General features: G+C 64.5%; 12 protein-coding genes and 2 pseudogenes. 6 read left to right on the top strand and 8 right to left on the bottom strand.

Features of this window, described 5'->3' with window-relative positions:
- Window positions 1-26: 26 nt before the first annotated feature.
- Complete coding sequence (locus tag OG203_RS11180) at window positions 27-506, bottom strand: hypothetical protein (protein ID WP_405165595.1); 480 nt, start codon at window positions 504-506, stop codon at window positions 27-29.
- Window positions 506-1,743 (bottom strand): annotated as a pseudogene (locus OG203_RS11175) (IS256 family transposase). The gene OG203_RS11180 and the pseudogene OG203_RS11175 overlap by 1 nt, the downstream one beginning before the upstream one ends.
- 1,099 nt (window positions 1,744-2,842) lie before the next feature.
- Here OG203_RS11175 and OG203_RS11170 point away from each other — a divergent pair.
- Together OG203_RS11170 and OG203_RS11165 are read left to right on the top strand one after the other, a co-directional pair.
- The gene (locus OG203_RS11170; RefSeq protein WP_405165594.1) at window positions 2,843-9,478 is read left to right on the top strand and encodes a PA14 domain-containing protein; all 6,636 of its coding nucleotides are present in this window, start codon (window positions 2,843-2,845) and stop codon (window positions 9,476-9,478) included.
- The gene (locus OG203_RS11165; protein WP_405165593.1) at window positions 9,475-10,014 is read left to right on the top strand and encodes a hypothetical protein; all 540 of its coding nucleotides are present in this window, start codon (window positions 9,475-9,477) and stop codon (window positions 10,012-10,014) included. Before OG203_RS11170 ends, OG203_RS11165 begins: the two co-directional genes overlap by 4 nt.
- Window positions 10,015-10,143: 129 nt before the next feature.
- On the opposite strand, the gene OG203_RS11160 is transcribed toward OG203_RS11165, so the two are convergent.
- Window positions 10,144-10,362: a zinc-binding dehydrogenase gene (locus tag OG203_RS11160; protein WP_405167829.1), complete on the bottom strand. Its 219-nt coding sequence runs from the start codon at window positions 10,360-10,362 to the stop codon at window positions 10,144-10,146.
- Between OG203_RS11160 and OG203_RS11155 the strand changes: the two are divergent.
- The 3 genes and pseudogenes from OG203_RS11155 to OG203_RS11145 all read left to right on the top strand — a co-directional run.
- Window positions 10,363-10,602, top strand: a pseudogene (locus OG203_RS11155) (transposase); the annotation flags it as partial.
- Window positions 10,603-10,785: 183 nt separating this feature from the next.
- Entirely contained in the window at window positions 10,786-13,839 is a 3,054-nt protein-coding gene (locus OG203_RS11150) for a BTAD domain-containing putative transcriptional regulator (RefSeq protein ID WP_405165592.1), read from the top strand.
- Between the two features lie 45 nt (window positions 13,840-13,884).
- Window positions 13,885-15,099 (top strand): FAD-dependent monooxygenase, encoded by a 1,215-nt coding sequence (locus OG203_RS11145; RefSeq protein WP_405165591.1) that lies wholly within the window; start codon window positions 13,885-13,887, stop codon window positions 15,097-15,099.
- A 27-nt stretch (window positions 15,100-15,126) separates the two neighbouring features.
- Here OG203_RS11145 and OG203_RS11140 read toward each other — a convergent pair whose 3' ends face one another.
- From OG203_RS11140 to OG203_RS11130, 3 genes are all read right to left on the bottom strand, one after another.
- Window positions 15,127-15,333: a hypothetical protein gene (locus OG203_RS11140; RefSeq protein WP_405165590.1), complete on the bottom strand. Its 207-nt coding sequence runs from the start codon at window positions 15,331-15,333 to the stop codon at window positions 15,127-15,129.
- Window positions 15,334-15,387: 54 nt separating this feature from the next.
- Window positions 15,388-15,657, bottom strand: a complete 270-nt coding sequence (locus OG203_RS11135; RefSeq protein WP_405165589.1) for a hypothetical protein — start codon at window positions 15,655-15,657, stop codon at window positions 15,388-15,390.
- A 142-nt stretch (window positions 15,658-15,799) separates the two neighbouring features.
- On the bottom strand, window positions 15,800-16,540 hold the full coding sequence (locus OG203_RS11130) for a VOC family protein (protein WP_405165588.1): 741 nt from the start codon (window positions 16,538-16,540) through the stop codon (window positions 15,800-15,802).
- A 414-nt stretch (window positions 16,541-16,954) separates the two neighbouring features.
- Here OG203_RS11130 and OG203_RS11125 point away from each other — a divergent pair, with 414 nt between their 5' ends.
- Window positions 16,955-17,443: a DUF4279 domain-containing protein gene (locus OG203_RS11125; protein WP_405165587.1), complete on the top strand. Its 489-nt coding sequence runs from the start codon at window positions 16,955-16,957 to the stop codon at window positions 17,441-17,443.
- A 341-nt stretch (window positions 17,444-17,784) separates the two neighbouring features.
- Here the strand turns inward: OG203_RS11125 and OG203_RS11120 are convergent, their stop codons facing one another.
- Window positions 17,785-17,991, bottom strand: coding sequence for a DUF397 domain-containing protein (locus tag OG203_RS11120; RefSeq protein WP_405165586.1), 207 nt, complete (start codon window positions 17,989-17,991; stop codon window positions 17,785-17,787).
- Complete coding sequence (locus OG203_RS11115; RefSeq protein WP_405165585.1) at window positions 17,988-18,866, bottom strand: helix-turn-helix domain-containing protein; 879 nt, start codon at window positions 18,864-18,866, stop codon at window positions 17,988-17,990. The genes OG203_RS11120 and OG203_RS11115 overlap by 4 nt, the downstream gene beginning before the upstream one ends.
- Window positions 18,867-19,700: the final 834 nt, after the last annotated feature.

The following is a 19,700-nucleotide window of genomic DNA, read 5'->3' as shown; positions in this document are numbered from 1 at the left end:
AATTCCTGTGGATGGGGTTTTTCAGGTCATTTGTTCTTGGTGTTGAGGTTTTGTTTGGCGACGTTGCGGACTCGCCGGGTTCGTCCGGCCTCGGCGAGGATCGTGAGGGCTTGCGGGGAGGTCCTGCTTTGGGATACCTTGCGCTGCAACCAGTCCGACGAATTCAGGAGTGCGTCGGGGTTCCATGGCTCGGCCAGTGTGATAGCGCGCAACAGCGACCACTCGCGGATTCGCTGCACGATGAAGGGATACCCTTCTACCGCGTCCGTCATTGCCTGTGCCCACGCCGAGTATTGAGGTTCGTCGAGCAGGGCCGCCGCCCGCCGGTCGATGTGCCAGACCACTGCCGACTGCGCCATTACCTGGTCCGGGTCCTCGAGAACGGTTGCTACCAGCGCGAGTTCGCCGGCATCGGGAACCATGGTGAAGGCGTGCTGATAATGCATCCAGCGGGCGTGCTCGGCGGCGGGGAGGTCCGGGCTGTCGTCCGATGGGGAAGGGCTCATCATGCGACCTGGTTTCCAGGGGTGACCTCGGATGTGGCGTTGTCCGACTCGGTAGATGTGGTTTTGGCCGTGATGTCGCAGGGTCGTTCGAGCAGCTTGCCCTTGTGGAAGAGCGCCCCGGTGCGGACGAGGGCGACCAGTTCGGGTGCGTTGACCTTGCGCCAGCGGGCCTGGGCGGCCTCGATCAGCTTGTAGGCCATGGCGATTCCGGCCGCGCGCGAGCACGGCCCCTTGGTGACTTTCATCCTCAATCGCACTGTGGCGAAGGTGGATTCGATCGGGTTGATGGTGCGCAGGTGGATCCAGTGCTCGGCCGGGTATTTGAAGAACTCGAGCAACACGTCGAGATCGCCGGTGATTTTCGCGACCGCTTTGGGATACTTTGCGCCGTAGTCAATTTCGAATGCTCTCACCGCAAGTTGCGCCTTGTCGATGTCCTCGGCGTTGTAGATCTCCTTCATCGCTGCGATCGCGCCCGGGTGCGCTGATTTCGGCAGCACGGCAAGCACATTCGCAGATTTATGGAACCAGCAGCGCTGCTCTTTCGTCTCCGGGAACACCTCCCGCAGCGCTTTCCAGAAGCCGAGCGCGCCGTCACCGACCCCGAGCACCGGGTCGGTCATGCCGCGGCGGCGACATGACCGCAGCAGATCCGCCCATGACTCGGTCGATTCGCGGTAGCCGTCGGCGAGCGCGACCAGCTCCTTGCGGCCGTCGGCACGCACGCCGATCATCACCAGCAGGCACAGCTTTTCCTGCTCGAGGCGGACTTTGGTGTGGATGCCGTGTCGACCCACAGATACACGTAATCGGTGCCCGAGAGGTCTCGCTGCGCGAACGCGCGGGCTTCGTCCTGCCACTGACCGGTCAACCGGGTGATCGACGCTGGTGAGAGTCCAGCGCCGGAGCCAAGGAACTGTTCCATGGCCGGACCGAAGTCACCGGTGGACAACCCGTGCAGATACAGCAGCGGCAACACTTCGGTGACTTGCGATGACTTACGTGCCCAAGCGGGCAGGATCGCCGAGGAAAACCGTTGACGCTCACCGGATTAGGCATCGATGCATTTGTCGTTGACCCGTGGCGCTTTCACCGTTACTGCGCCGGCGGCGGTCAATACCTGGCGTTCGTTGTGGTAACCGTGGCGTACCGCCAGCTTTCGCCCGTTCTCGTCGACCTGGTCGGCGAACCTCTCGACATACACGGCGACCTCGGCCCGCAAGGAGGCTTCGAGCATCCGGCGGGCGCCTTCGCGCACGATCTCATCGATCGGTGAACGCGACACCCCGCCCGGCGTTGGCGCGCCGGACTGATCAGCTCCTGGAATCGAAGATCATCCGGGAAGGTACTCCTTCCCGGTCGTCCACAGGTTCTGATCATTGCTCGGTCGTAGTCATCGATGAGGCCGAGCGGACACACACCAATCGGTGCGAATCCGCAGGGATACGCGTCTAGTGAAAGGCGTACGCCGAGCGGTGGCAAGCACCACAGTGAAGAACAACTGACCGCGGAGTCGATTCACACCGTCAGAGCGCAGTCCGTCTGGATGGAAGAATTCATCGCAGATCGCGCATTGCCGTCGTCGTGCCGTCGTCGGCGATGGAGGTACGTCATGCAATGCCCTGTGCCGTAAGACTGTTCTGCTTTCACGGAACTTTCAGTGCCAACGATCTGGGGAGCTTTGGGGAGTACCACCCCATGATCATCTTGAGGCAACATCTTCGATACGACCGGTCAGCTGAGGGATCTCGAGCATGACCTGTCACGAAGCTCGCTGCAGGCGATAGCCATGGCAGAGGTTCCACGTGTCCGATGAGTGACATGTAGGGATAGGAACGAGGGGGGTCTCGATGACGAAGAGCGCATGGTCTATGAGGGGTGCGAAGAGGATTCGCGAGCTGCGGCGACGGTTTGGCCCCGCGCGATGGGGGCGCTTACTGGCGCCCTTACGGGAGATGCGTCGAATCACATTGGGCAACAGGGCTTCTCGCTACGGCGTCTCTCTACTGCCTAACTCCCGATCGCGGTTGTGGTGGCAGGTGGTTGTGGCCGCGGTGGCTGTGGTGTTGGTGGCGACGTTGACACAGGTGATCGTGTCGCACGTCGGTTCGGGGTCCAAATCGCATGAGGTGCCGATGCTTTCGCCGGCGAGTGGGCCCACACTCGAATCCCCTCCCGCGCCTGCGGCTGATTTCGGACCGTTGGTCGGTGCCGCTGGGCGGCGTACGGGTTTTGATCCGAAGACGTCGAAGGAGTCGGGTCGGTCGGCGCGTTCGGTCGAGTACGCCAATGGCGATGGCACGCGGTCGGTGGTGTTGTCCCAGGTTCCGGTGAGCGTGCCTGATACGCGGGGCGGTTGGGTTCCTGGCGATACTCGGGTTGTCGAGGACAAGGGTTCGAAGACGGCGACGGCGGTAACTGCCGGTGGCAGTGTGGGTTTCGCCGAATCCGGTGATGACTCGTCGCTGGTGCGCATCGACCGGAACAACACCGCGGTCACCGTTGCGTTGCAGGGGGCCAACAGGTCTCACCGCACGGTGACGGATTCGACCGTATCGTACGCGGATGTGTTGTCGGGCACGGATCTGACCTACGCAGTGTCGCAGGGCGAGGTCAAAGAGTCGTTGATCGTGAAGTCGTCGGCCGCGGTCGGTGAGGGGCGGTGGGTGTTCAGGATGAACACCGGCGCGCTGACACCGCGGGTGCAGGGCGACACGGTCGTGTTCATTGACGCGTCCGGAAGCGTGATGGCGGGGTTGCCGCCGGTGTCGGTGTGGGATTCCGGCCGTGACGATAAGCCGTCAGCGCGTACCGGCGGCACGTACACGCTTGCAGCCCAGGGTGATTCGTGGCTGATAACAATATTGGTGGACAAGCGGTGGTTGACCGATGCGGGGCGACGGTTCCCGGTCACGGTCGACCCGACCTACACCTATGGGTTCGACACACAGCCGTCGACGATCGCGTATCGATCCGACGGTGCTGCCGAATGTGCGAATACGTGCGGTATCGCGGTGGGTAATTCCCGGCCGAATAACCAGGACTTGGTGTGGCGCTCAGCCTTCCGATTCGATTTCACGCCGGTGGCGGGGAAGACGGTGGTCGGGGCACGGCTGGATTTCCAGCGCAGCGGCACTGACGGGACCTCGAAGTCGTTCACGTCGAACGTATCTGGGGCAGCTAGCCCGCTCGGCTTCGGCGCGACCGGTGACGTCTTGGCATCCGCGCCGATCGGGGACGGCGGGGCAATGCAGTCCAAGGCATTGACCGATTTCATCGCAGGTCGGGTGGCGGCGAACGACAACAACGCCTGGTTCATGCTGACCGGCAGCGAAACCAGCGAGCTGTCCTATAAGAAACTGCAGGTGCGGCTGATCGTCGATTACGGCACCGCACCACCGGGATCGGCGATGGTCGGCCCGGTCGATGACGCGGTGGTCTCAACTCTCACCCCGACGTTGCAGACCACTGCGGTATCGAATCCGTCGGGCGATGCGACACAGTACTGCTTCAAGGTCTCCACCGGGCAGGACGGCCGATCGGGCAGTGTGGTCGACTCGGGATGCCTGGAATCGCCTTCATGGACCATCCCGAAATACGTGCTGCACGACGGTGGGCGGTACACCTGGACGGTCGACACAGCGATCAAGGGCGGGGTGACCGTGACCCCGGCTCGGTGGGTCGGGCATTTCAAGGTGGATCAGCGGATCGGTGAACCGGGCCCGGTGCCGAAAGACACGATGGGCCCGGTGCAGGTGAACCTGTTCAACGGTAACGCTCACACCGAGGTCGGGGGCCCCAGCTTTGCCGCGGTCGGCGGCAGCGCGGGGGTGAAGTTCGTGTACAACTCCCAGGCGGGTGAGGGGCACGGGATGCGGGCGTCGTATTTCAACGATTCCCGCCATAACGGAACCCCCGATGACGCACCGGTGTTGGTGCGCTCCGAGTCGCAGGTGAATTTGAACTGGTCGAACTTCTTACAGAACCAGAACGGGTCGTTGGTTCCGGGGGCGTGGGAATCGCGAACTCGCCCATCGGCGTTGGCACCGGACTGGTATGTGGTCCGGTGGGAGGGCTATTTTCAAGCCGACTATGCCGGGGATTTCCAGTTCACCGGCGCGCATATTGATGGCGCGAAGATCTGGGTCGGTGACAAGCTGATCTATGACCACCCGGACCGCTTCAACGCTGATCAGATCAAGCTCGGATTAGACGGCTGGACCGACAAGATCTCGCTCAAGCGGAACCAGCGTGTCCCGGTGAAGGTGGAGTTGTATCACCGAAGCCTGGATCCGGCGCTGATGCAGTTGTGGGTGCGGACCAACCCGGCCAGGCCGGAGCTGATCAAAACCGATTCGCTGTTCCCGCAAGATGTTTCCCCGCTCCCACCGGGCTGGCTGCTCGCCGCGCACGCCAGCGGCTACACCCACGCGGAGCTGCTCGACGGGGCGGTGGTGTTGACCGACACCGCGGGCGGTGCGCATTCCTGGGTCAAGACCGCCGGTGGCTACGCACCGCCGCCGGACGAGGACGGAGTGCTGGCCTTCGACGCGGACGGCCGGATCTCGGTGACCGAGAACGGTGTGGTGTCGCTGTTCAACACCGATGGCGCCCTGGCCGCGGTGTCCTCGGTGCTCGACAGTAAGAAACCCGCTGCGCTGCAATACCTTTACTTCGGTAGCCCGTCACGGTTGATGCAGATCAAAGACCCGGTGTCCGGTCGCGCGCACACCTTGTTCTACAACACCGATGACAGCGATAGCTGTTACGGCGGCGCGGCCAAACCGACGGGCGCGACGAAAGCACCGCAGGGAAAACTGTGCCGGATCGCCTACTGGGACGGCACCGAAACCCGCCTCTGGTACGACCGGCTCACCTTGCAACGGATCGAGAACCCCGGCGGGGCGCGATCCGACTTCGCCTACCTGCGGATCCTGGAGAAGAAGGTCTGCCACCCCAACCCCACGCCCGGCAAACCGGATATTTGTGAGACCCAAGACCCTGAGGAAGACCGCGACGGCCCGCACGGTCCGATATCGAAGATCCGCACCCCGCTCGGCAACGACTGGGTAGCGGCTCAACCCCCGTTCTCCCTGCACTCCGAGGCTGTGACCAATGTCAGCTACACCCTGACCCCCGATATTCCGGGCGACCTGGATTCGGAGCGGGAGAAGAAGTTCCGAGCGGTGAAGGTGGAACTACCGTCAGTAGGGTCGTTGCAGATCCCCACCCCTGAGCAACACTCCTACGGCTACGACTTTCCCCACAAGCAGGCGGTTGTGCTCGTGGCGGGGTTGAACCCGAAGATCGGGTTCGCCCGCAAAGTAACCTGGGACGACGCGGGCCGCGCACTGGTCAGCACCGACGGCCTAGGTGCCAGTACTACCGCGGAATGGAACCCGAAGAAAGACCTGCCGCTCGCCACCGTCGATGCGGCGGGCCGACGGTCCACGACCGTCTACGACCACGCTGATCGCCCGATCGACAAATACGGTCCGGCACCGGGCTCGTGTTTCACCGGGCAGACACCGACCGCTGCGTGCACAGAGTCGATGCCGCACAACCACACCGATTACGACCAAGGCCTAACCGGGCTGCAGGCGGTCTTCTACGACAACCGGTTCCTGTCGGGAGTACCGAAGGTGTGGGCGACCGGTGTCGGCGCTGCCGACGGGTCACTGTCGGGAGCTTGGGCGAACAGTCCACCGGTGCCGAATTCAGATGGCTGGTCGGGCCGTTTCACCGGTGAGATCCAATTCCCCGCCACCGGCGACTACGGAATCGGGGCCACCGTGGTCGATGGGGTTCGATTGTGGATCGATGACGTACTTCTGATCGACTCTTGGAACGACAAGACAGCTACCGCCGTTCCCGCCAAGTACGCGAATGCGGTTGCGGGGAGCTGGCATCGAGTCCGGGTCGACTACTACAACCGCTCCGGCACCTCGGGAGCGCTCAACCTCACCTGGACCCCGCCGGGCGCGTCGGCACCGATCACGGTGCCCGGACAGTATCTTGCCCCACGCTACGGGTTGGCGACCGGTTTACTCACCGACGACACGTCCGGCGGCAGCGTTGAACGTGCCCCGTCCGGCCATAGCGCGACGAGCTTCTCGGATCCGAACGCAGGGATCGACCCGGTCTTCGGGCTGACGGTCTCGACCACAGCCGACCCCGACGGGCTGAACCTCACCGCGAAACACAGTTACGAGAAACCCGGCGACGGATACCTGCGCAGCCTCGCCGGGGCGTTGCCCGCCGGTGATATCGGATCTGCGGACAAGCGAAGCACCATAACCCACTACGGCGAACACGAGACACGCACGAACCCGTGTGACACGACCACACCGGCGGTGAATCAGGCCGGGCTGGGCAAGACCGTCACCGGAGCCAAACCGGCCGACGGCCCCGCATTGGTCGGGGAATCGGTGTACGACAACGCCGGACGTGTCGTCGCGACCCGGATCGGTGACGGCGGTTGGGCCTGCACCAGCTACGACGCCCGTGGGCGAACAGCGAAGCAGACATCTCCGGAATTCGGTGGCAAACCCGCACGCACCGTCACCTACGACTACGCCGTCGGCGGGGATCCGCTCACCAAGAAGATGACCGACGAATCCGGCACCCTCACCACTGTCGTCGACCTGACCAGCCGCACCGTCCGCTCCACCGACGCCTCCGGAGTGGTCTCCGACAGCACCTACGATCAGGCCGGACGCCTGATCAAGAACACCGTAACTGTCAAAGGCACGACCAGCGCAACCACTTACGCCTGGGACGACGCCTCGCACCTCACATCAGTGGCGCTCGACGGCACCGCGATCGCCACACCCGGCTACACCGACGCCGGTGAACTAGCCAACGTCGGATACGGCAACGGATCTCGCCTCGACTCACTCGACCGCAACGCCTCGGGCACACCGACCACGTTGACATGGAAGGCCTCGCAGTCCACGGTCACCGACACCGTGACCCGATCCCGCGGCAACCGGATCACCAACGATATGGTCACCGCCGACGGGAATGCTGTCGCGTCCTACGCCTACACCTACGACACCGTCGGTCGACTGATCGCGGCGACCGTGCCGCACCACCAGCTGACCTACTCATTCGACGGCGCGAACGGCTGCGGGCCATCACCATCGGCGGGCCGCAACACCAACCGCACCTCGTTCACCGACATCCGCGACGGCGCCGCACCCGCGGTCACCACCTACTGCTACGACAACGCCGACCGACTGCTGTCCACCAGCGGCGCAACCAACATGGCGGTGACCTACGACGTGCACGGCGACGTGGTGAAAGTTGGCGGCGACGAACTTGGGTACGACGCCACCAAACGGCACACTTCCACGAAAAACGCTGCAGGGACACTGATCTCCTACAGTTACGATTCTGCGAACCGGTTGATGACCCGTACCGTCACCGGGGCGGCGAGACCGGAACAGAACGGCACCACGCACTACGGGTACAGCACCAACGGCGCCAGCCCGGACGTGATCCTCGATGGCTCCGGTGCGATGCTGCAACGAATCCTCGGACTGCCCGGCGGGGTGCTGCTGACCAAGACCTATGCCCAACCCGCACAGGGGTTCCCCGCCGCCCGCGCGGCGACCCCGCCCTCGGCATCGGCGACCAACACCGCACCGGCTACCCCGTCGTCGGCCACACCGCACTCACCGCCGACCACCGCCTCACCGAACGCGACGGCGACCAGCACCGTTCCGACGAAGACACCAGCACCACACGCTCCCGCCTCGGCAACGACAACTCACCCGCAGGCACCGACCACATCGGCAACCAAGCCGGCCCCGGCACCACCCTCGACAACCACCTCGCCCCCTACGACCGCGCACCCGGGTTCCACACCGCCCACACGGACACCAGTGGCAGCACCTGTCGCAGCGAGGAACCAGCTACCAGTCACACCCTCATCCCCACCCGCGACGACAGCAACCGGACCGTCGACAGCTCCCGCACCGAAGAAGATCGAAACATCCGCGACGACGGGAACTACTGAGGCTTCGGCGACGACTACCACGCCGCCGACGAAGTCCCCCACGACGACCACCCCCGCACCGGCACCGGCACCGGCACCGGGCATACAGCCACCCTCGCCCGGGCAAACCAATTGGTCGTACCCGAACATCCACGGCGACGTCCTGTTCACCGCGGACAGCACCGCAACCCGCTCTGCCTCTATCTATCTGTACGACCCGTACGGGCAGAACATCGACCCGGGCACCGGCGCGATCGGTGATATTCCGATCCCGTCGACCGCTGAAGGCGGAATGGACTTCGGATGGCTCGGCCAACACGAACTCCCCATCGAACACCTCGGCGGAGTCCAAGCCATCGAAATGGGTGCCCGCACCTACCTCCCGGCGCTGGGCCGATTCCTGCAAACCGACCCCGTCTCCGGAGGCTCAGCCAACAACTACGACTACGCCAACGCCGATCCCATCAACAGCTTCGACCCCACCGGCAACGGCCCCCAGATGAATGGGAACGGCGGCGGCGGACTGCCCCCCGAATATCCCGACATTCCAGAGTGGGCTTGGGAAGAATACAAGGGTGCCCACCCGTCTGGCCGTATAGACCCGGGTAAGGCGGCGGAGGAGGGTGCCGTTGTCGATTACGCGGGCACCCGCTCATACACCCGAGCAGACCTGGATGGTGTGGCCCAGCACCTGTCCAGGTTGGATTACTCTCCCGCGAACGACGCCATGATCGGTCGCATTCGTAAGGCGATGGACAACGGCAGATCCCTGTCGGAGGGAGAGAGCAACTTCATGGCGCACGAGACGACTGAGACGCGGCTGATGGGCCAGGGAATGTCCTATGATGACGCGCATGCGGAGGCTCTGAAGACGCACCCACTGTTCAAGAACTATGATCCTGAGGTCATCGACCAGTTCCCTGAACTGTTCAACAACAACTGGCGAAAGGCATGGGGGTTGCCGCCCAAGTGATCATCAATGAACAAGGACGGAAGGTCGCGGTGCACGCCGACGAACCGTCAGCGGCCTACGTCAGCGGCTCGTTGCTTCGCTTGGCCAGTCCGGCCGAGCCCGCGAGCGAGGACTTGACACCGACGCGGGTAGTCGTGGAGGTGCAGCGCGCCTTTGGTGGCATGATGTCGCGAGCCCTGCTCGGCGGCGAGTTCTGCCCCTCAGCGGGCAGAGAGACCACCTTCGAGGTCCTCGTCGCCATCGAGCCGCTCGGGCTCGGCAATCCAGCAACCTGTGCCAGCAGCCTGAGCAAGCCCCTGGTCCCAGGACTGCCTGACGAGTTTGCCCAAGCCGTGATCGTCGGCCTGTCCGACTCGTCTGAGCAGCCGACGCTTCCAGCCGGAGCCTTGCGGATCGACCGTGCAGGACACGACGAGGTCAACTCGTCCTCGGAGGCGTTCCGGCTCGCGGGCGCGCTACTTCGGGTTGTGCTCACCGCAGTGATCAACGGACAGGACGTGGAGACAGCGGCCCACGGGGCGATACGCGCTTGGTGATGGCGACAGGTTGATGCCGACGCTGACGAGGTCGGATAGAGGAGCTGCTCCCCTATCCTGAGGTCCGCTGACACGGTCAACATGCCCTCCACCTACGAAACAAGAGGGCGTGTCCCTATATTCGCCGGGTTAGTCCGGCTCGACGGCTCGTCCAGGGGGTACACAGCGACGGCTATCTTGCCGCGTGAGCGTCGTGGCCCTCGCCGGCAGAGCCACATTCCAACAGTGGTGCGCCTGTGCGATGTCGGCCAGCGGTAGCACGACGCCGATCACTGGTCGGAGTTTGCCCTGGTCGACCAGCTGTCCGAGGGCCGCGAGCTTCGCCCGGACGGGGCTGACGAAGAGGATACGACCGACGGAAAGCGGCTGAACGACAAGGCATTACCGAACGACGAGGTCCGCCCACGGGCGGTGTTCGACCAACTCGCCACCCGCAGCCCACTATTGACCGTGGTCGACCAGCCCAACACCATGGGTCCCTACCGGTCACCTCGCCCGGGCATGCGGACACGACGTTGCCTACTTCCCGGCCTGTCGATGCGTCGCATCGCCGACCTCTATCCAGGACAACCGAAAACCGACGCCCGGTGAACGTATGAGGGTCAGCGCACCAGCCACACCGTCGAGCAGGTCATCTGAGTTTTCAGACATGCTCTATTGCGTTCGGACAACCAAGACACGGGCATACTGACGCTCGTGCAGTTCGGGATCCTAGGGCCGGTCGAGGTACGGCGGCCTGACGGCAGCCCTGTCGCAGTAGGTGGCCCGCAGGTGCGGTCGCTACTGGCGTTGTTGTTGATCGACACCGGACGGACGGTCAGCAGGGAGCGGTTGATCGACGGCCTCTACGGCACGCACCCGCCCGGCGATGCGGCGCACGCATTGCAATCTCAGGTGTCACGCCTGCGCCGTGGCCTGCAAAGCGGTTTGGCGACAGACGAATTCGTCGAGTTCGGTCCGGCGGGCTACCGGCTCACGGTCGATCCGGACGCCGTGGACGCCCACCGGTTTGCCCAACTCGCCGATGCCGGTCGACGTGCGCTGCACGGCGGAGATCCCGCCGTCGCCGCCGCCCTGCTGGACGAGGCGCTGGGTCTGTGGCGGGGGCCCGCCCTTGCCGACGTGCTGCACGCACCCTTCGCCGAGCCGCAGGCCGCGCGCCTGACCGAAGCGCGGCTGGCGGCGGTGGAGGATCGCGCGGCGGCCGCGCTGGCATTGGGCGAGTCGCACCGCGTTGTCATCGAGCTAGCAGACTTTGTTGCGGCACAACCACTTCGAGAGCGTGCCCGGGCGCTGCTGATGCGCGGGCTGCAGGCGGCAGGGCGGCAGGCGGAGGCGCTGGAGATCTTCGAGCATGGCCGTCGGCTGCTGGCCGACGAATTCGGCGCCGATCCCACCGCAGAACTGGCCGAGGCACATCTGGCGATCCTGCGCGCGGACTCGGTAACCGCACCGGCGCCGCGAAGATTGCCCGCTCAGCTGACCAGTTTCGTCGGCAGGGACGACGAACTGGCCCGACTGCGGTCCTTGCTCGCGCGGGAGCGACTGGTCACCGTCACCGGTCCGGGCGGCACCGGCAAAACCCGGCTGGCGTTGGAGGCCGGCGGCCGGGCCCGCGGCGAGGTCTGTTTCATCGACCTCTCGCCGCTCGCGGACGGCAGCCGACTGGCGCACGCATTCGCCACCGCGCTTGGAGTGCGCGATGCACGCCCGGCACGCGACCTGACGGATGTAGCGGCCAGACTACTGGCGACGCTGGCCGACCGGTCACTGCTGATCATCGCCGACAACTGTGAACACGTCGTCAGTGACGCGGCATCGCTCATCCATCGGCTACTGGTGTCCTGCCCTGGGCTGCGAGTACTGGCCACCAGTCGAGAAGCGTTGAGTATCACCGGCGAAGCGCTGTTCCCGCTCGGTCGGCTGAAGGTGGCGGGTCCGAAGGACGGACCTGCCGATATGCTCACCAGCCCGGCCGTTCGGCTTTTCGGTGACCGGGCGGCGGCGGCACGTCCGGATTTCATCGTGGACATCGCGACCGTCCCGACCGTTCAGCACATTTGCCGCAGCCTCGACGGGCTACCGCTGGCCATCGAACTTGCGGCCGCCCGACTGCGCACCCTCACCCTGGGCCAGATCGCCATGCGGCTCGACGATCGATTCCGACTGCTGTCACGCGGCGATCGCACCGCCGCACCCCGGCACCGAACCCTGCGTGCAGTCGTCGAATGGAGTTGGGACCTACTCGATCCCGACGAGCGGACGCTGGCCAGTCGGCTGACGGTATTCGCCGGTGGATCTACCGGTCATGCCGCCGAACGTGTCTGCGGGCTGCCCGACACGGACGAACTATTGGCCGGGCTGGTGGATAAATCACTGGTGGAGGCCGTCGACGGCCGGTACCGGATGCTAGAGACGATCCGAGAGTTCGGCGCACAGCGGCTCGCCGAAAGTGGTGAGCACGAGTGGTTGCGCCGCACGCACGCACAGCACTTCCTGGAACTCGCTGAGTCGGCCGAGCCGGGTCTGCGGCGCGTCGAGCAGCTCGACCGACTGGTCGAACTAACCGCTGAGAGCAGCAATCTGCAGGCCGCACTGCGGTGGGCGGTCCGGGCCGATCACGACATAGCGCTGCGGCTCGTGGCCGCACAATCATGGTTCTGGTGGTTGAGCGGCCGGCGCGGCGACGCCGCCGAGATCGCGACCGAGCTGCTGGACAACCTGGATTCCGTTGCGCCAGTGGAGGATTACGCGCTCTGCGTCGTGGCAGCCGCACGCGGCAGCGCGGACCTGCACTCCCGGCTCGATGATGCCGCCGCGGCGATCACCCGCGCGCAACGGCCATTGCGTCGGCCTTACGTGGTGTTCCTACTGGCCATGGCGGGTGTCACCTTCGATGCCGACCGAACCCGGCAGCATTTCCTGTTCGAGCCGGACCCGTGGTCGCAAGCGTTTGCCCGGATGAGCGAGGGGCTCCAGCTGCTGTACAGCGGCCAGACATCCGGCGCCGAAGTCGAATTCGCCACCGCGCTAGCCAGTTTCCGATCCATCGGTGACCGCTGGGCGATCGCCAGCGCCCTCGACAAGCTGTCCGCCATCGCAGACTGGCGGGGCGAACTCGATCGCTCGGTCGCGCTGGTCGACGAGGCGATCGCGCTCACCGCGGAACTCGGCAGCGTCGAGGACACAGCGGATCTGCTCAACCGCCGCGGGGATGCGCTGGCCCGACGTGGCGGACGCGCGGGCCCAGACGCTGCCGCGGATCTGACGTCGGCCCGATCGGATTACGAACGCGCAGCAGAACTTTCCCGCGACGCCGGGTTCCCTGCCATGGTCGCCAACGCGCGCCGCGGGCTGGGTGACCTCGAATGGCTCGCGGGCGATCCGGCGTCCGCCCATGCACAGTATTCGGCGGCGTTGGCTCAGTGCCCCGACAATTCGATCGACGCGCACGAGACCCGCGTCCGGATCTTGACCAGCATCGGACGCGTGGCACTCGCTGAAGGTGATGCGGTGCAGTCGCTTTCGTCGCTTCGCGCGGCACTGCGGGCGGCAGCACAGCACGGCCAGCTGCCTGCGGCGGCGGGCGCGGTGGATGTCATGGCCGCGGCGGCATTGTCCGCCGGTGACGCCGAGTGGGCCGCAGAGCTGCTAGGCGCTTCGGTAGCGCTGCGCGGCACACCTTTCGGAGACGGGCACGATGTAGGGCGAACAGCCATCGAGGCCGCTCGGATCCTGGGCGAACACCGCTACGCCGCGGCCTATCACCGGGGCGCCGAGCTGACTCCTGAACAAGCGTTGGCCTGGGCCGGTGAGCGACGGTGAGTTCGCGGTGAGCGGTTGGTGAGCGGTACCACCGACCTTTGTCCCATGCCGACAACGCAGCAGTTCACCAACAAGACCGTACTCATCTGCGGAGCCAGCGTGGCGGGCCCCGCTCTCGCCTACTGGCTGCACCGGTACGGCTTCACCGTCACCATCGTGGAGCAGGCGCCTACCCTCCGCGGCGGCGGATACAAGATCGACATCCGCGGTGTCGCAATTCAAGTCATCGATCGGATGGGGCTGCTGCCCGAAATTCGGCAGGCGAGCACCGCCATGCGCGGCGGGGCCTGGGTCAACCGGTCCGGCAAGGTCCTGGTTCCCCTCGGTCCCGACCTGATCGGCTTCCGCGCGCCCGGTGACGACGAGGTGTTGCGCGGCGATCTCGCGCAGACCCTGTATCGCAAGACCAAGGGCCAGGTGGAGTATCTTTTCGCCGATTCAATCACCGGCCTCGTCCAGGGACCGGACGGTGCCGAGGTGACCTTCCAGCATGCGGCCCCACGGATTTTCGACCTGGTGATCGGCGCCGACGGATTGCATTCGACCGTGCGCAGGCACGTCTTCGGTCCGGAGGCACAGTTCGTCCGCGACACCGGCATCCATGCCTGTGTGTTCACCGTGCCCAACCACCTCGACCTCGACCACTGGGAATTGAGCCTTCTGACGCCGAGCCGGATCGTGCAGCTGTACAGCACTCACGAGTCCGCCGCGAAAGCGCAGTTCATATTCCGCACTCCCGCAGCACTTCCCGATCGCCGCGACATTGCCGGGCAACAGCGCCTGCTCGCCGACGCCTTCGCCGACGCAGGCTGGCAGACGCCGGAACTGTTGCACGCCATGCCCGAATCACCGGACTTCTACTTCGATTCGGTCAGTCAGGTCCACCTGGATCGCTGGTCGGACAATCGAGTCGCGTTGGTTGGTGACGCCGCCTACTGCCCGTCTCCGCTGTCCGGTCAGGGCACCAGCCTCGCATTGGTCGGAGCGTATGTGCTTGCCGGCGAACTGAAATCAGCCGCCGGCGACCACCGAATTGCGTTCGCCAAGTACCAAGACAGGATGAGCGAATACGTCGCGCTCAACCTGACACTCGGCTGGACCAACGCGAACCGAATGGTCGCGAGCAGTGCGAGCATGATCCGGATGCAGACCACCATGATGCGGATGATGAGTTACTTGCCATGGAAGGGGCTCGCCATGCGCTCGATCATGAAGCCGGTCATCCATGCTACCAATGCCATTGCCCTAGAGGACTATTGAGAAACTCAAGCGGGCACGTGGGGTCCGTCACGTCGGCTGAACGAACACAGAAGCCTGGCCGTCCAGCAGGCGGCGGATCTCCTCGTCCGGATACGGGATGCTCAGGCTCGCCTGCTGGAACGCACGCATGAACGCGGACATCGCCGCAGCGACCGGCGCCTGCCGGGTGAGGACCGCGGCGGCTCCCTCGGGGATGCCCTCCGGCGCCTTGCCTTCGGCGATGGCGCGCACCATCGCGGCGCGTGTCTCCCGGTCTTCGCGCCGGAGCCCGTAGAGGGCGGTGAGCAGCTAGTTCACCAGGTAGGTGGCAGTGAAGCCGCGGTCATAGCTCTGGTTCTGGTCGAAGAACGCGGCTTCCTGCGGCGAGAGGTCGAACCCGGAGGAGAGCGCGAGGCCGTAGTCGGCGAAGTAGAGGCCTCGACCGTCGGTGAGGATGTTCTGGAAGTGCGCGTCGAGGTGCAGGAGCCCACGGCTGTTCATGAACGCGGTGCCGGCGGCCAGTTCCCGCTCCACCATGGCGCAGGCCCGTGCGGTCAGTTGGCCGTGCTGGTCCGCCATCACGATCGCACCGAGATGCGCTCGCTCAACTGACCGCTTGAACCCGCACCGCCTACCGTGCCGACCAGAACTGTCACGACGGTGGCCTGCCGAGAACTATTGCAGTACAACGCATTCTGTTAGATTCTCGCCGGGCCCTCGGTCAGCGCCCCGGGCCGAGGACGCAGAACTCGTTGCCCTCCGGGTCGGCCAGGACTGTCCACGGCACGTCGCCCTGGCCGATGTCGCTGTCGGTGGCGCCCAGAGCCCGCAGCCGGGCCACCTCCGCCGCTTGATCGTCACCGGCGTACGGCAAGAGGTCGAGATGGACGCGGGTCCACACGGTCTGCACGCCGGGCGTACGGCGGAACTCCAGATAAGGGCCGACACCCTTGGCCGAACGCAACCTCGCGTGATCATCGGTCACCTCGTGCAGGGTCCAGTCCATCGCCTCGCCCCAGAACCGGGCCATGGCCCGCGGATCCGCGCAGTCGACCGCCACCGCGGCGATAGGCCCGGTGTCCCGGTAGATCTCCCGAGGCTCCAGCACACGGAACATGTTGCCCTCCGGGTCGGCCAGGACCGTCCACGCGACGTCGCCCTGGCCCACGTCGGCGGGCCTCGCACCGAGATCGGCGAGGCGCGCGACCAACTCCGCGTGATGGGCCGCGGAGGTGGTGGCGAGATCGACGTGCACCCGGTACTTCACCGTTTCGGGGTCCGGGACGGTAACGACATCGACGCAGACAGCGACGGGGTCCGGCCAGACGAAGCCCACGGGCTCAACGTTGGTCACGCCGGGTCCCTCGCTGGAAACGCCCCAGCCGAGCGCCTCCGCCCAGAACCGGCCGAGCGCGGAGTCATCTCGAGCCTTGATGTTGATTTGAACAAGCCGTGTCGCCATGCGGGTGATCCTATGCACGTTGTCCTGCAACGACATACCCAAATTTCGTCGCCGAGCAGAGATCAACTCGCTCGCCAACCGCGACGCTCACCTCGCTCAGCACAACCTGATGAGACCCCGAGCGCGGGGCCGGAACGTGCTAGCAACCGAAGAACGTCCTGAAATCAGCGTAAGACGTTCTGCATCGCACTCGTCCATGCTGACTTCAGTCGGGACGAGTGAGCTATGCCGCGACCCGCGCGTTGGTCAGTCGCCCAGATTGGTTGGTTGGCAACCCTGTCGTTCGCCAGATCAGTTGAGACGAGGATGGTTTCGGAATCTCAATAAACCTGGCGAGAGCAGGGCGGCTTGGTGGCGTGGTGAACCTGCGGACAGATAACCGGTCGCGTGCCCGTCGGGGTGTGTGGTCGGATCGTGCTCGTGAAGACCCGCCAGTACTGCTATTTCGCGTTGAAAAGTGTGACGCTGTCCGCTGCGGATATGACCGTGCGGCTGGGGATGGAGCCGGACGAAGTGCTCGTGATGGGCAGCCGGTCACCCGAATGTGTTGTTCCGCGCTGCCATTCGTGGAAGATCGTTCGCCGTAGCGATGAGAGCGTCGATGAGCAGATTCAGCATCTGGTGGATCGGTTGGATCCGATTCGTGCCGGATTGGTCTCACTCTGCGCTGACGACGAGATCAGCCCGGTGATGCAGGTCGTGCGTTATTTTCATGATCTAGAAGGGGTCCAGGCTGCGCCTGGTGGGACCACTTGGGAGCAGGCACGGCCTTGGCCTCGGCCGCTGGGATGGCATCTATCGATCTCGGTGATCGATTTCCTGTCATCGACCCGGACCGGGCTCGACGTCGACGAATACGACTTCAGCGATGAGGATGACACTCCTCACCATCAAGTCCAGTAACGCCCGACTCCCTCAACACCTTCAGGCCAATCGGTGCGCGCTTTGACGAGCAGATCGAGGTGTTCATACGGTGTCTTCTTCGAGTTACGAAGTAGATATCTGCCAGCGATCAGTGCGCCGGCACAGGCGGCGATCACCGCTCCGCCGCCCTGGACGAAAGGCCCGTAGTCCTTCTCGCGAGAACCGTTGCCGCCCCGATGTTCACGCCGTCATCCTGGCAGTCTCACCGGCTACTCGCCATGGTTCTCCCGCAACCGGTCGAGGACACGCCCCCGGTACGCTCTACACGCCAACGGCCCCGCTCCGACGCACGATCGAAGCGGGGCCGTTGGCGGTTTGGCTTATGTGCGGTCGAACTCGCCGTCGTTCACGCCCGCGGTGAAGGCCGCCCACTCGCTGGGGGCGAACACCAGCGCCGGGCCGGTCGGGTTCTTAGAGTCCCGCACGCCGATCTTGCCCTCAGCGAGGAACGCGACCTCTACACAATCTTTAGCTCCGGTGCTGCGGCTGCTCTTGAACCACTGGGCACCGGTCAGGTCTACGTTCACGTCGCGTACTCCTTCGCAATTTTGCTGATGAGGGAGTGGCTCTTGGCCTCATCCAGTGCCAACCTCTGGAGGTCGGCGCAAGCTTCACGATACTGCCGAACCTCCTCGGTCTTCTCAAGGTATAGGTCGCCAGTGAAGCCTTGCACGTAGATTATCGGCGGCATGGTCAGTTCGGCCTTGGGGTGAGCTGGGAACTCCAGGATCACGAACGTGCCCACCATCAACGCGCGGTACGTGCCCGCCGACGCGGGGATGACCCGTATCGACAAGTTGGGCAGTCGGCCGACTGCCGCCAGGTGCTGAAGCTGTGAGGCCATGATCTCCGTACTGCCGGTGACTCGGCGCAGCGCGAATTCGTCCACGAACACGTCCATCGCGATGGGGTTGGACTCGTCGGTAAGCCGGTCTTGGCGCTTCATCCCGACCACTAGCATTCGCTCCACATCCTCCGGAGGCTTGTGAGGGAACTCGGTCCAGATCAAAGCTCGGCGATACTCCGCGGTGTGCAACAGTCCAGGCAGGAACGTTGTTTGGTATGAGATCAGGCGATTCGCTGCGTCTTCAAGACCAACGAACAACCCGAAGTCTTTCGGAATCGAGTCCGTGAACGCCTGCCACCAGCCCTTGGCCTTGGTTTCCTCGACCAGGCCGAGCAGAACCTTGGTCACCTCTGGCTTCGCCCCGTACAGGTCGCAAAGGTGGCTGAGCAGGACCGGGTTGAGCCTGACGGACTGACCGGTTTCGATCTTCCACAACGTCGATTTTCCGATGGATATGGAGTCGGCTGCCGCTTGCATCGTGATGCCCTTCGCCTCACGAAGTGCCTCAAGTTGGAGACCTAGTAGCCGCCGAGCGACTGTTGAGTCGGTTGCCATCTGCGACCTTTCGGAGGATGCGGTTTCAACTGAAACCAGAATGCGCCGCGAACTAAAACTATGCACGTTTTTTCTGAAACGTTTCTGTCGAAACCTTGAGGGTTTGGAGGTCTCGGGTGTGTGCTGAGTGTGCGCCCGGAGCGACGGCTCCGCTTCCGCTACCCGGAGCTCTCAAGGGCTGGGCGCACCTAACTTCCATCGTGAACGAGGGGTGCTGATCGTGAAACCATCACTACTGCAACAAATCTCGATGACCCTGCAATCGCGCGCGGTCATCGGCGCATTAGCCATCGCTATTGCCTACCGCAGCTGTGGACGGGGGAGGTCATAGCCATGTCTGTACGGGTAGTCGGCTCGACTCTGGTCAGCGATCAGACTGAGCATCAAGCAAAGAGCGTCGGCCTCGGTGGGTGGGTGGTGTCGTTCCTGCCGGGCCGAACCATCACGAAGGGCCAAGCCTCAGCGGCGATGGAAGTCGCCGATGCCGTCGCGAAGATCAACGAATTCGCCGACAGTGTCGGGCTCACCACCTTGGAAACTGTGTGGTTTGCGCTCCAGGACTCGTCATGGACGGAGTTGGCTCGAGGGCGGCGCTGCCCTCTGTGGCCATTACGACGGCGATGAGCCGCGATGTTGTCCGTGTACGTCTGGGGCGTACGACGAATCGGGGTTGCGCAGAACAATGGTCCGCCGACCAAGGAACGGGTCGTACACATCCGGTTCGTCTACACGCCCAAGGGCACGGACACGCCCGTCATCGTCGAGGACCGCAGCGCCCCCGAGGGCATGGCAAACGAGTTCCTGACGGCTTTCAACCAGAGCCACAACCCGCGC

It is taken from the genome of Nocardia sp. NBC_01499, assembly GCF_045040275.1.
Classification (GTDB): Bacteria; Actinomycetota; Actinomycetes; order Mycobacteriales; family Mycobacteriaceae; genus Nocardia.
Note: the sequence above shows the minus strand (reverse complement) of the source record. Positions and strands in the feature narration are given on the sequence as shown.

Excerpts from the sequence above, each read along its gene's own strand:
- OG203_RS11180 (WP_405165595.1), bottom strand. The coding sequence starts at position 506 with ATGAGCCCTTCCCCATCGGACGACAGCCCGGACCTCCCCGCCGCCGAG.
- OG203_RS11145 (WP_405165591.1), top strand. The coding sequence starts at position 13,885 with ATGCCGACAACGCAGCAGTTCACCAACAAGACCGTACTCATCTGCGGA.
- OG203_RS11140 (WP_405165590.1), bottom strand. The coding sequence starts at position 15,333 with ATGGTGCGCGCCATCGCCGAAGGCAAGGCGCCGGAGGGCATCCCCGAG.
- OG203_RS11135 (WP_405165589.1), bottom strand. The coding sequence starts at position 15,657 with ATGGCGGACCAGCACGGCCAACTGACCGCACGGGCCTGCGCCATGGTG.
- OG203_RS11130 (WP_405165588.1), bottom strand. The coding sequence starts at position 16,540 with ATGGCGACACGGCTTGTTCAAATCAACATCAAGGCTCGAGATGACTCC.
- OG203_RS11115 (WP_405165585.1), bottom strand. The coding sequence starts at position 18,866 with ATGGCAACCGACTCAACAGTCGCTCGGCGGCTACTAGGTCTCCAACTT.